Origin of the sequence: Maritimibacter sp. UBA3975, assembly GCF_002384975.1 — a bacterium.
In the GTDB taxonomy this organism is placed as follows: Bacteria; Pseudomonadota; Alphaproteobacteria; order Rhodobacterales; family Rhodobacteraceae; genus Maritimibacter.
Genome location: NZ_DGCP01000011.1, coordinates 130,723 through 142,610, shown reverse-complemented (window position 1 = coordinate 142,610; position 11,888 = coordinate 130,723). Strand labels below are relative to the sequence as shown.

Below are 11,888 nucleotides of genomic sequence, written 5' to 3'. Positions count from 1 at the left end.
CATGATCCCGAGGCCGATGTATTGAAGCGTCTCGCTCATTGATCGCCGTTCGGGGGCAACAGAAGATTATCGAAAGCAAGATCGAAGACACCAACAAGCGCAAGCGCCGCGGCAAGCCCGATCATCACCGCGTTTGACGTGACCCGCTTTTCGACAAGCGCGATCAGAGTTGTCACGAGGCCGGTGCCGCCCAGCACGAAGCCGATGTGCTTCCAGGGGGCCGTGTCGCGCAGGTTCCGGTATGTGTCGCCCTCCCCGCCAAAGACCGCGACCGCAAGCGGGCCTGCCCAGATCATGACGCCGAAAGAAACGGCGCAGGCGGTGAGCGCGACCAGAAGGAAAGCGAAAGTGCGCTGTTCGAGGGCCCCGGGCATGTCGCCCTTGCGGGCTTCCAGCAGAAGGATCAACCCCGAGAGCGCCATGAGACCGAAGGCGATCCCTGGCGCCATTGCGTCGCCGATCGACAAGCGGCCCCGCTTGGATTCCACGAAACCGGACACGGTATCGTTCGGCACCCAGGCGAAAAGCGCGAAGAGTGCCAGCGCGACGATCACGGCCCCGAGGGCCATATTCTGATTGATGCGTCGCACTGGCCTGATCCTGACGTCGCGGATTTATCCGTTCACCGCTTCGATCAGCGCTGCGGCGTCCTTGACGGAATGCTCCATGAAGATATCGAGGTCTTCACCCGTGACCACGGCCGCGCCGCCGAAAGCCTTTGTCAGCATGGCATTCGCGTCGGTCGAGCTGTCGTTTGCCACGGCACGGATTGCGTTCCCAAGCGCTTCGCGCGCGTCAGGGTCCAGATCGCCGGGGGCAATGAACATGAAGTAGCCGTCGAGCAGGTAATCGCTGCCAAGTTCGGTGATGACCGGCGCGTCCGGGGTGTCGGCCAGCGGCGTCTTGATGCCACGTGCGATGTTTGTCATCTCGCCTTGCTGAACCGGTTTGGACTGCGCGCCTGCGACCCAGCCAATGTCGACATCACCGCCGCGCAGGCCGTCCATGACGCCCTTGCCGCCGCGCACCTCCACAATGTTGAAGTCGATGCCGACTTTCTGGCCGAGGTGCCATGCCATATCGGCTTGACGGTCGGACGCTGTGGCGAAGCGGATCGGGGTCCCGGCCTCGGCGGCGGCTGTGACCTTGTCCCAGCTGTCGAAATCTCCGCCATCCATGGCGACCATACCCATCTGGAATTGCGCCGTGGTCGCGAGAGGGGTGAATTTGTCCAGCTGCACAGAAGGATCACCGGAGGCGAGCGCCGAGTAAGTCAGCGTTTCGGAAACCACCATGCCGATTGCCGTGCCGTCTGCGGGGGCATCCGCCAGTTCAGCAGCGAGGTTGAGGCCGGAGTTTCCCTGCGCCTGCTGCGGAATCACCGTCCAGCCGAATTTTTCCTCCAGCCCCTGCGCGATCAGGCGGGCCTGGGTATCTGCTCCACCACCGGCCGCGAAGCCGATATACATCGTGATGGGACCCGGCGGCGTCCAGCCCTGAGCCTGAGCTGAGAAGGGAGCGGCGCACAGTGCGGCAGCCGCGACGAGCGGTTTGAAAATATTGGTCATGAGATCCTCCCTTGGATGGGAGATTCGTGAAGCAATAAGGTGGACAAGTCAACGAAAAAGGTTGACTTGTCCACTTTATTGCGAAATGGCTTTGGGTGGGAGGATACCAGAATGCCGAGAGATCGTGACGGAAATGGCGAAAGGCTGGACCCTATCGAGACCTTTCTGCCGCTCGCATATCAGATTCATCAATTGGATCTGAAACTGGCCGCGCAAGCCCGGTCGGTTATCGCCGGCCACGGGGGCCTATCGCTGCCACAGTGGCGTGTTCTGCGCGTTATCGGCATGCGGGTCGCCACGAGTTCAACCGCCGTTCGCAAGTCGCTGGGATTCGACAAGAGCCAGTTCTCGAAGACGGTCAGCAGCATGGTGGAGGCCGACTTGATCCGTGTCGGTCCGCACGCGAGAGACCGGCGGCAATCGGAGCTCAATCTAACACCGAAAGGACAAGCCGCGCTCGATCAACTCGGGCCCGTATTGGATGACCGCAACAAGCACCTCTTGGCAACGCTGTCACCGACTGAACGCAAAGTCATCGCCACCGCACTCGCGAAGCTGAGCCGCGCCGCCGAAATCACGGAATTCGACAACGAAGACCCGGAAACATGAACAGATCAAAGAACCTTCTCGTCATCATGTCGGACGAGCATCAGGCCCGCGCGATGTCCTACCTCGGGCATCCGCTGGTCAGGACGCCGAATTTCGACAAGCTCGCGGCCCGGGGCATCACGTTCACGAATGCCTACACCCCGTCGCCGATCTGCGTGCCCGCCCGCGCGGCATTCGCGGCCGGTCGATACGTGCATGACATACGCTTGTGGGACAACGCGATGCCCTATACCGGTGAGCCGCGCGGATGGGGGCATGCACTACAGGACAAGGGTGTGCGGGTCGAATCCATCGGCAAGCTGCACTACCGCGATGAAGCGGACGATGCCGGTTTTGACGTCGAGCACATCCCGATGCAGGTCGCGAACGGTGTGGGCATGGTCTGGGGCTCGCTCCGGCGCGAAGACGAAAGGGTCACCAAGGACGGGCGGATGCTCGGCCCCTATGTCGGCCCCGGCGAGAGCAACTATACACGCTACGACAAGGCAGTCGTTTCTCGCACCCGCGACTGGCTTGCAGATGCCGCCGCACGCGACAGGGACGAATGCTGGTGCCTGTATGTCGGTTTGGTCGCCCCACATTTTCCGCTGATCGTGCCGCAGGAATACCTCGACATGTATCCGCTCGACAGCCTGCCGCCCATCAAGAGCCGCCCGGATGATGGATACATCCAGCACCCATGGGTCGCGAAACAGAACAACGCGCTGCGCGGGGACAATGCGTTCAAGGACGAAGAAGAGCGGCTGACCGCGATCGCCTGTTACTTTGCACTGTGTTCTTTCCTCGACGAGAATGTCGGGCACCTGATGTCGGCCCTTGAAGAAACCGGTCAGCTGGATGACACGACGATTATCTACACGTCGGATCACGGCGACAACGTTGGCGCGCGCGGACTCTGGGGCAAATCCAACATGTATGAGGAATCGGTCGCGGTCCCGATGATCGTTGCCGAACCCGGCACCACGGCTTCGACATGCGCAACGCCCGTCAGCCTGCTCGATGTCTCGCAAACCATCATCGACCATTTCGGCGCGTCATTGCCGGGGGATCGTCCCGGCCAAAGTCTTTATGACATCGCCGATGAGCCCGAAGATCCGGACCGCGTCATCTTTTCGGAGTATCACGCCGTGGGCGCGGTCTCGGCCGCCTACATGGTGCGCAAGGGCAAATGGAAGCTCATCCATTACCACGGCTTCGCTCCCGAGCTTTTCGATCTCGACGCCGACCCCGAAGAACTGACCGATCTCGGAAGTGATCCTGCATATGCAGAGGTGGTTGCCCAGATGGAGGCGCACCTCGAAGAGATCTGCGACCCGGAGGCGATGAACGACCTCGCCTTCGCCGATCAGGACGCGATGATCGAGCGATATGGAGGGCGCGAGGTTGCAATGAACATGGGGGCGCCCGCCGCGACGCCGCCGCCCGAAACCTGAGGACACGGACCGATGAACGACATGCCCCGCACGACCAACATCGACGCGGCGCTGGACGCCCTGCGCGCTTTGCTCGAAGACAAGCTTTCCACCGGCACGTCGATCCTCGATCAGCATTCCCATGACGAGGCTTACACGACGCCTGTCCTGCCAGACGCCGTCGCATTCCCGGAAACCACCGAAGACGTCGCGCAGATCGTTCGTATCTGCGCGGAGCACGACTGTCCGATCGTGCCCTATGGTTTCGGCACCTCCCTGGAAGGTCAGATTGTCCCGGTGTCCGGTGGGATCAGCCTGGACATGAGCCGGATGGAGCGGGTCATTGCGATCAACGAAAGCGACCTCGACGCAGTCGTGCAGCCGGGCGTGCGCCGGACCCAGCTGAACGACGCTTTGCGTGGCACCGGGCTCATGTTCACCGTTGATCCCGGCGCTGACGCGTCGATGGGTGGCATGGCCTCGACCCGCGCATCCGGCACCAACACGGTACGCTACGGCACCATGCGCGAAAACGTCCTCGCGCTGGAAGTCGTGCTGGCAACCGGTGAGGTTATTCGCACCGGCAGTCGCGCGCGGAAATCCTCATCCGGCTATGACCTGACGAACCTGTTCATCGGGGCCGAGGGCACGCTGGGCATCATCACGGAGCTTACCGTCAAGTTGCACGGCCAGCCGGACACGATCCTGTCCGCGACCTGTGCGTTCGAAACGGTGGATGACGCGGTGAACACAGTGATCCTTGCGATTCAGATGGGCCTTCCCCTGGCGCGTATCGAATTGCTCGACGATGTGCAGATGAAAGGGATGAACTTGTTCAAGCCTGAGCTCGGCCTGCCGGAGAAGCCGCACCTTTTCCTAGAGTTCCACGGAAGCGAAGCCGGTGTCGCCGAGCAAGTCGAACTGTTCCAGTCCGTCGCCGAAGAGCATGGCGCGAGTGACTTCGCCTCATCGACCAAGATGGAGGAACGCAATGCCCTTTGGGCAGCGAGACACGAGGCATACTACGCCGGACGCGCGCTGAAACCGGGCGCGAAAGGTCTGATCACCGATTGCTGCGTGCCAATTTCGGCGCTGGCGGAGTGCATCGCACGCACGAGGATCGAAATCGAAGAAGCCGGTCTTGTCGCTCCGCTCGTGGGTCATGTCGGAGATGGTAATTTCCACCTGAATATCCTGATCGACCCCGACGACGCGAGTGAGCTTGATCGCGCCAAAACGCTCGCAGCAAAAGTGAACGAAATCGCCCTGTCCCTTGGCGGGACCGTGACCGGCGAACACGGAGTTGGATTGGGCAAAAAGAAATACATGAGTGCGGAACACGGTGGTTCCTATCCGTTCATGCAGCTTTTGAAGAGAAGCGTTGACCCAAAGGGCATCCTGAACCCTGGAAAGCTCGTCTGATCGTGGCTTGGAATGGGAGGGTCTTGACCGGGTACGAGGTCGAACGTGGAGGCCCATCGAATGCGGCCGGCATTTGTGTTGAAAGCACAATGCTGCAGAACGAGCACATTGCTCCACCGTATAGAAGCATGCACTCTGTTTTGACGGTGCGCTGGACCGCGATTATGGACGTGCTGCGATGAATTCGCTTGTTCAAAAACCGGACATATCTGCCGAGTGGAACGACGGTCTGCTTCCTTCCCAAGATTGCCTGACCCCCGCCGAAAGTGCCCGAACGCGCGCCTCCGCAATCGCCCGGCCACTGCGCAGGTTGAAAATTCCGAGCGTCGGGCGATCGCTCAACCTGCGCCGGTCGGCGCGAACAGCCAGCCTGGCTCAAATAGCGGCTGTGTGAAGCTTCAGTGGCGAGACGACCCCGTACCACTTGTTTTCGGAGGGCGGCAACGACCCGGAACGTTCGGTGGTTAAGCACACGTTGTTCTACGCGGGTCTCTGCAGCAGCGTCGCCTGCCCCAACCCTTCTCGAGGTCTCCGCGCTCACTTGAACTTGCTTGCTATTGCGGCCCTTGCCTGAGACCCGATCAAAAAGTCCGGCAGCGGGATACTCGGCCGGTCCGAACAGCGCGAGCCACTACCGTCCTCACTGAAACCTTCCCAAAACGGCGCGATGCCAAAGTCAAAACTGCCATTGCGGAAGTTCATGTTGCATGTTACATGTAATTTGAATGCAGCGGGAGGAACTGATGAAGTGGAAGGCTTTCTGCGCGGTCGATGACCTAGAGGACGGCGACATGCGGAGCTTTTGTCACCAGCCGAAGATCGCGATCTATCGCGTTGGCGATGAATTCTTAGCGACTGGGGCAATCTGTACGCACATGGAGTCGGACCTGACCGAAGGGTATCTCGACGACGATGTCGTGGAGTGTGCGCTTCACGCCGCGACCTTCAATGTTCGTGACGGGCGAGCGCTTTCCCTGCCGGCCACAGAACCTCTCACGACCTATCCGGTTCGTGTCGAAGGCGGGATGGTCGAGGTTGGGTTCGAAAATGACTGAACTCCGCCACATCGCCATTGTAGGCGCGAGCCTTGCCGGAGCCCGGGCTGCGGAAGGGCTGCGCAAGCAAGGTTTCGAGGGTCGGATCACGATGTTTGGCGAGGAGCCTTGGCGCCCTTACGAACGGCCCACGCTGTCCAAGACAGCTCTCCTGAACGAAGGCGAAGAACCCGTGTGGGTTCACCCCGCGACCTATTACGCAGAAGCCGGGATCGATCTGAGGGCCGGGCGCGCCGTGGAGCGGCTCGAGCGGCTGGACGAGGGGTTTCGGCTTTTCGTTGGAGATGAGGGTGTGCAGGCAGACAAGGTCCTTCTCGCCACTGGTGCGGCGGTGCGCAGGCTTGCGGGCACCGAGAACCTCACGCGTGTACATTACCTGAGAGATTGGCGCGATACGCAGACTCTGGGCAACGCCCTTCGGAAATCCGAGCGGGTGATCGTCGTCGGAAGTGGTTTCATCGGTGCCGAAATCGCGGCCACCGCTTCTAAGCTTTGTAATGAAGTCATCCTGATCGAAGCTTGTCCTGACCTGTTTCCCACGGTCGGATCGTTAGCGATACGAGAGGCGCTTCGCGCGGCACATGCGCGGGCCGGGGTTTCGTTTCGCACGGGCGTGGCCTGCACCGCGTTCGAGGAAACCTCGCATGGCGTTTCGGTTTCTCTCGACGACGGATCGCGCGTTTCAGGCGACATTGCTGTCGTGGGCATCGGCGTTGCGGCGCGGGATGATCTGGCCCGACAAGCTGGTGCAGAAACCGATAGTGGCGTGGTCGTGAACGCGAACTTCCAGAGCAATGTGCCGGGCCTCTACGCGGCCGGAGACGTGGCTGTGACGCGCGGTCCCGACGGGCAATTAACGCGAACGGGTCATTGGCGGGCTGCACAGGAGCAGGGGGCCGCCGCTGCGGCGGCGATGCTGGGTCTTGAGATCCCGCAGCTGTCGCTACCTTGGCACTGGTCCGATCAATACGAACATCGGCTTGACGCGTACGGCGACTGTCTCAGCGCCGACAAGAGCGTGTTGAGGCGTGAAGAAAATGGCGGTCTGACGGAATTCCATCTCTCTGACGGCAAGCTCGTCGGGATAACGGGACTTGATACCGCGCGGGTTTTTCGTCCGGCCGTGAAATGGATCGGACAGGATGTCTGGCCGAATGCCGAGGATCTCGCGAACCCCGCCATCCCAATCAAGAAAATCTCACTCGAGGTCGCATGACCTCGGGAATTTCACCGGACACGAGGAGGAGTCCAAGATGAAAATGACGAAACTGAAGGCCTTTGCCGCAGTAGCGGCCCTGACGGCTGGCGCTGCGGAAGCACGTGAACTTCGCTTCACCATCTCCCCGCCAGAGCCCTCTCCATGGGGCCAAGCCACGAAAGCGTTCGCCGAAAACGTGGCGGAGCTGTCCGGAGGCGAGCTTACGGTGAACGTTTTCTACGCCAACCAGCTCGGAAGTGAGCAGCAGACGGTCCGTCAGATCGCGCGCGGGCGACTCGACATGGGGCTGATGTCGAATACCGCGACGTCACTGCTTGTGCCGGAGTTCGCATTGCTGGCGGTGCCTTACGTGTTCGACAGCCTCGACCAGGCCGACTGCGTCGCAGACCAGCATCTTCTCGACACGTACGCGGAGCCCTTTGAGGCAGCAGGCGTGCGGGCGCTCGAGTGGGTCGAAGTCGGCCACCAGATCGTTTTTTCCAAGGAAGCGGTCGACAGCATCGACGCCTTGGACAACATGAAGGTCCGAGTCGCTCCGACGCAAACCGACACGATCTTTTTCGAAGCGACCGGGGCGAACGCCATTCCGCTCGGCGTGAACGAGGTTCCGTCCTCCCTGAAGACGGGAAGCGTGACGGCCGCCACGGTACCAGCCGTCTACGGCATGGCAATCGGACTTCCCGAGATCGCGCCGGAAATCACGATCTCGAACCACGTCCATCAGGTCGGGGCGATCCTGATTTCGGACCGAACCTGGGAGACGCTTAGCGACGAGGAGAAGGGCTGGGTCAGCGAGGCTTCGGCCGTCTTCAAAACGCTTCGACAATCGGTGCGGGGGGCGGAAAGCGCCCTAGTGGACAAGGCTGCGTCGATGGAAGGCGTTACGGTACACCGCCCCGACCTCGGCGCATGGCGTACGCTGGCACAGGAAAACCACCAGAGGATCGTCGATGCTATCGGCGGCGACGCCGACACAGCCTGGGAAGAGCTTCAGGCAGCCAAGAAATCCTGCGCGGGCTGACGCGCAGTGAACAAGTCCCCCGACCTGCCAAGAGGTCGGGGGCGTTCAAACCCTGAAGGACGGTGTTGTCGATGCGTTTGGCGCGGCGAATACATAGTTTTCTAAATCTCTTCGAGAATGTGGTCGCCGTCATCGCCTATTCGGTGGTCGGTCTGCTTCTGATGGGTGACGTGATCGGACGAGAAGTCTTTGGCCAGGGCATATTCGGGGCGCAAAAAGCGGCCGTGTATGCTTCGATTGTTGCGGGTTTCATCGGCCTAGTCATCGCTACATCGTCCAACAGCCAACTTCGGCCGGCGTTCCTCGACTGGGTGTTTCCATGGCAATTCATCGACCGACTCGGAGACCTTATTTCCGCGATTGTGTTTCTCGCGCTGTGCTACTTCGCGATCCAGTTCATCGACGCGTCCATCGCGTTCCGTGAGCGTGCCGCTGTGCTCTACTGGCCCTTGTGGCCCTTCCAACTGGTGGTTGCCTACGCGCTCGCCTCGTCTGGCCTTCGCCATGTGCTGTTTGCTGTCTGGCCCGCCCTCAAGACACCAAGAACGCAAGGACAAGAATGATGGCTGGCTTGGGTATCGTTGTCCTCCTCTTCGGCCTGATCGCGCTGAGGCAAAACATCGTGGTTATCTTGCTGGCGATAGCTGCCTACGTGCACTTGGTATGGGCCGACGGCGACCTGACTTACCTCGTCGAAGACATGTGGCTCGCGCTCGACAACGACGTGTTGCTCGCAGTTCCAATGTTTCTGATTGCCGGCAACCTTATGACGCGGGGGTCGATCGCGCGTAGGCTGATCGAAGTCGCGCGGCTGATAACGGCGCCTATCCCCGGTGGCCTGGGAGTCGCGACGATCCTGAGCTGCGCGATTTTCGCCGCGATATCCGGATCCTCGCCGGTCACGCTGCTTGCGGTTGGGTCGGTGCTGTATCCGGCTCTCATAGAAAACGGCTATTCAAAAAAGTTCGCTCTCGGCGCCCTCACTTCGGGCGGGACGCTCGGGATCATCATCCCGCCGTCGATCCCGCTGATCCTGTACGGCGTGGTGACGGAACACAGCATCGCCAGCCTCTTCCTCGCGGGCATCATCCCCGGCCTGATGTTGACAGCGGCCATGTCGGGTTACGCGCTGATCGTGAACCGCCACATTCCGACGGCCCCCTTCGACCCGAGGGCTCTGTGGGAGGCCCTGCGCAGGGGCATCTGGGCGATCCTGATGCCGATCATCCTGCTGGGGGGGATCTACAGCGGGATGTTCTCGCCGACCGAGGCCGCCGCTGTCGCTTTGTTCTATGGGTTGATCGTGGAAGCATTTATCCACCGCGAACTTGGCGTCAAAGATGTTTACCGGACGATGGTAGATACGGCCCGGACGCTTGGGATGCTGTTTCCGATTATTGCAGTGGCCTTGTCGCTCAAGAACGTTCTGACGATCGAGGGTATTCCGCAGATGATGGCGGACTGGATCGCGATCACGACAGGTTCCAAGGTCGCGTTCCTGCTTGCGACCAACGTGATGCTCCTAGTCGTCGGGTGTTTCTTCGATGTGGTGTCGAGCATATTGATCCTCGGTCCATTGCTCCTTGCCGCCGCGCAGACCTTTGGTATCGACCCGATCCACTTCGGCGTCATCATGGCCATCAACCTCGAGATCGGTTTCCTGACGCCGCCCATTGGGCTCAACCTGATTGTCGCGATGTCGGTCTTCAGAGCGAGGTTCAGCGAAATCTGTTTCGCGGTCATTCCATTCGTCGCGATCATCGGAGTGGTGCTCCTGCTCGTGACCTTCATTCCGCAGCTCAGCCTTTGGCTGGTGAACTGACATCCATTCAGAAGGGGGACAGAGATTTGTCCGACAAGACACAGGAAGCCGCCAGCCGGATCTGGGAGGCTACCAGAAGTGGCAAGACCGTAGACCCGGTGCGGGACCTCATAGGGGAAACCGATCTTGACGCTGCATACCAGGTTCAGGATTACCTTACCGAAAAGCGGCTCAGGGAGGGCGGTCGGATCGTCGGTCGCAAGATCGGCCTCACTTCGCGCTCCGTTCAGGTGCAGCTGGGCGTCGATCAGCCCGACTTCGGCATTCTTTTTTCTGACATGGATGTGCCAACGGGTGGCGAGATCCCGTGGCGCGACGTCATGCAGCCTAAAGTTGAGGCCGAGATTGCGTTCGTGATGAAGCGAAGCCTGACGGGCGTGGACGTGACGACGGCCGAAGTGATGCGCGCGGTGGAGTACGTTGTCCCGGCCATCGAGGTCGTGGGGTCGCGCATCCGCGATTGGGACATACGCATCACTGACACGATCGCCGATAACGCGAGTTCGTCTCACTACGTGCTCGGGCATACGCCGCGGCGGTTGAGGGACGTGGATATTCTGGATTGCGGCATGCACCTTCAGGTCAACTGCGCGGATGTCGCGACAGGCCTTGGACGCGCCTGCCTTGGATCACCCCTCAATGCGACGACCTGGCTGGCGCGCCGGATGGCGCAGGTGGGCAGACCGCTGGCCGAGGGCGACGTCGTCCTCGCGGGGGCTCTGGGCCCGATGGCGCCCGTCAAGCAGGGTGACTTCGCATCGGCAACGATTGAAGGCCTCGGAACAGTCTCCGTCGGCTTTTCGAAGGAGTAGGAAATGAGCAAGATCAAATGTGCCATCATCGGATCCGGCAATATCGGCACGGATCTCATGATCAAGATCATGCGCATGTCCGACGTGCTGGAGATGAGCGCGATGGTGGGGATCGACCCCGCTTCCGACGGACTGGAACGCGCGCGGCGCATGGGTGTCGCAACCACTCACGAAGGATTGGATGGTCTGACCCGGCTTCCCGAGTACGGTGATATCCGGATCGTCTTCGACGCGACCTCCGCGGGAGCGCACAAGCGACACTCAGAGGTCCTTATCGGAGACGGCAAGCAAGTCATCGACCTCACTCCGGCAGCGATCGGTCCGTACACGATCCCGCCCGTGAACCTTGAGGACTCGCTCGGTGCAAGTAACGTAAACATGGTGACTTGCGGCGGGCAGGCCACGATTCCGATGGTCGCTGCCGTGAACCGCGTAGCCCGGGTGCATTATGGCGAGATCGTTGCGTCCATCAGTTCCAGGTCCGCCGGACCCGGCACGCGTGCGAACATCGACGAGTTCACCGAAACGACCCGCGAGGCGATTGAAAAAGTTGGAGGGGCCGCGCGCGGCAAGGCCATCATCATCCTCAACCCGGCCGAGCCGCCCCTCATCATGCGCGACACTGTCTATTGCTTGTGCGATGAGGCGGATACCGACGCGATCCGAAAGTCTGTCGCGGACATGGTCGCGGAGGTGCAGGCCTACGTGCCCGGCTACCGTCTCAAGCAGGAGGTTCAGTTCGAACATGTCGGCGGAAACGACCCGCTGAGGATTCCCGAGATGGGCGGCGAGTTCACGGGCCTGAAGGTCACGATCTTTCTCGAGGTGGAGGGGGCGGCCCATTACCTGCCCGCCTATGCGGGAAATCTCGACATCATGACGTCGGCAGCCATGAAGACCGCCGAACGGCTCGCCGAAAAACGCAACTGGGTTGAGGAGGTGGCTTGA

Annotated in this window: 12 protein-coding genes; 10 read left to right on the top strand and 2 right to left on the bottom strand. The window is 60.9% G+C overall.

Features of this window, described 5'->3' with window-relative positions:
* Positions 1 to 35: 35 nt before the first annotated feature.
* Together B2585_RS11370 and B2585_RS11365 are read right to left on the bottom strand one after the other, a co-directional pair.
* Entirely contained in the window at positions 36 to 590 is a 555-nt protein-coding gene (locus B2585_RS11370) for a hypothetical protein (protein ID WP_292023120.1), read from the bottom strand.
* 24 nt (positions 591 to 614) lie between these two features.
* Positions 615 to 1,568 carry a tripartite tricarboxylate transporter substrate-binding protein gene (locus B2585_RS11365; protein ID WP_292023118.1) on the bottom strand — a complete coding sequence of 318 codons (954 nt, stop codon included), beginning with the start codon at positions 1,566 to 1,568 and terminating at the stop codon, positions 615 to 617.
* Positions 1,569 to 1,679: 111 nt separating this feature from the next.
* On the opposite strand from B2585_RS11365, the gene B2585_RS11360 reads away from it, so the two are divergent.
* From B2585_RS11360 to B2585_RS11315, 10 genes are all read left to right on the top strand, one after another.
* The gene (locus tag B2585_RS11360; protein ID WP_292023116.1) at positions 1,680 to 2,177 is read left to right on the top strand and encodes a MarR family winged helix-turn-helix transcriptional regulator; all 498 of its coding nucleotides are present in this window, start codon (positions 1,680 to 1,682) and stop codon (positions 2,175 to 2,177) included.
* Entirely contained in the window at positions 2,174 to 3,610 is a 1,437-nt protein-coding gene (locus B2585_RS11355) for a sulfatase-like hydrolase/transferase (protein ID WP_292023114.1), read from the top strand. The genes B2585_RS11360 and B2585_RS11355 overlap by 4 nt, the downstream gene beginning before the upstream one ends.
* Before the next feature lie 12 nt (positions 3,611 to 3,622).
* Positions 3,623 to 5,011 (top strand): FAD-binding oxidoreductase, encoded by a 1,389-nt coding sequence (locus B2585_RS11350; protein WP_292023112.1) that lies wholly within the window; start codon positions 3,623 to 3,625, stop codon positions 5,009 to 5,011.
* A gap of 743 nt (positions 5,012 to 5,754) precedes the next feature.
* Positions 5,755 to 6,066, top strand: coding sequence for a non-heme iron oxygenase ferredoxin subunit (locus tag B2585_RS11345; protein WP_292023110.1), 312 nt, complete (start codon positions 5,755 to 5,757; stop codon positions 6,064 to 6,066).
* Positions 6,059 to 7,282, top strand: coding sequence for an NAD(P)/FAD-dependent oxidoreductase (locus tag B2585_RS11340; RefSeq protein WP_292023108.1), 1,224 nt, complete (start codon positions 6,059 to 6,061; stop codon positions 7,280 to 7,282). Before B2585_RS11345 ends, B2585_RS11340 begins: the two co-directional genes overlap by 8 nt.
* Before the next feature lie 37 nt (positions 7,283 to 7,319).
* Entirely contained in the window at positions 7,320 to 8,306 is a 987-nt protein-coding gene (locus B2585_RS11335; protein ID WP_292023107.1) for a TRAP transporter substrate-binding protein, read from the top strand.
* 71 nt (positions 8,307 to 8,377) lie between these two features.
* A complete protein-coding gene (locus B2585_RS11330; protein ID WP_292024027.1) occupies positions 8,378 to 8,869 on the top strand; it encodes a TRAP transporter small permease in 492 nt (163 codons plus the stop codon).
* Positions 8,869 to 10,128, top strand: a complete 1,260-nt coding sequence (locus tag B2585_RS11325; RefSeq protein ID WP_292023105.1) for a TRAP transporter large permease — start codon at positions 8,869 to 8,871, stop codon at positions 10,126 to 10,128. Before B2585_RS11330 ends, B2585_RS11325 begins: the two co-directional genes overlap by 1 nt.
* A 26-nt stretch (positions 10,129 to 10,154) precedes the next feature.
* Positions 10,155 to 10,940, top strand: a complete 786-nt coding sequence (locus tag B2585_RS11320) for a 2-keto-4-pentenoate hydratase (RefSeq protein WP_292023103.1) — start codon at positions 10,155 to 10,157, stop codon at positions 10,938 to 10,940.
* A 3-nt stretch (positions 10,941 to 10,943) separates the two neighbouring features.
* Complete coding sequence (locus tag B2585_RS11315; RefSeq protein WP_292023101.1) at positions 10,944 to 11,888, top strand: acetaldehyde dehydrogenase (acetylating); 945 nt, start codon at positions 10,944 to 10,946, stop codon at positions 11,886 to 11,888.

Bases quoted from the DNA above. Each gene is read 5' to 3' on its own strand.
- B2585_RS11345 (WP_292023110.1), top strand. From the start codon at position 5,755: ATGAAGTGGAAGGCTTTCTGCGCGGTCGATGACCTAGAGGACGGCGAC.
- B2585_RS11315 (WP_292023101.1), top strand. From the start codon at position 10,944: ATGAGCAAGATCAAATGTGCCATCATCGGATCCGGCAATATCGGCACG.
- B2585_RS11360 (WP_292023116.1), top strand. From the start codon at position 1,680: ATGCCGAGAGATCGTGACGGAAATGGCGAAAGGCTGGACCCTATCGAG.
- B2585_RS11365 (WP_292023118.1), bottom strand. From the start codon at position 1,568: ATGACCAATATTTTCAAACCGCTCGTCGCGGCTGCCGCACTGTGCGCC.
- B2585_RS11325 (WP_292023105.1), top strand. From the start codon at position 8,869: ATGGCTGGCTTGGGTATCGTTGTCCTCCTCTTCGGCCTGATCGCGCTG.
- B2585_RS11350 (WP_292023112.1), top strand. From the start codon at position 3,623: ATGAACGACATGCCCCGCACGACCAACATCGACGCGGCGCTGGACGCC.
- B2585_RS11330 (WP_292024027.1), top strand. From the start codon at position 8,378: ATGCGTTTGGCGCGGCGAATACATAGTTTTCTAAATCTCTTCGAGAAT.
- B2585_RS11340 (WP_292023108.1), top strand. From the start codon at position 6,059: ATGACTGAACTCCGCCACATCGCCATTGTAGGCGCGAGCCTTGCCGGA.
- B2585_RS11355 (WP_292023114.1), top strand. From the start codon at position 2,174: ATGAACAGATCAAAGAACCTTCTCGTCATCATGTCGGACGAGCATCAG.
- B2585_RS11335 (WP_292023107.1), top strand. From the start codon at position 7,320: ATGAAAATGACGAAACTGAAGGCCTTTGCCGCAGTAGCGGCCCTGACG.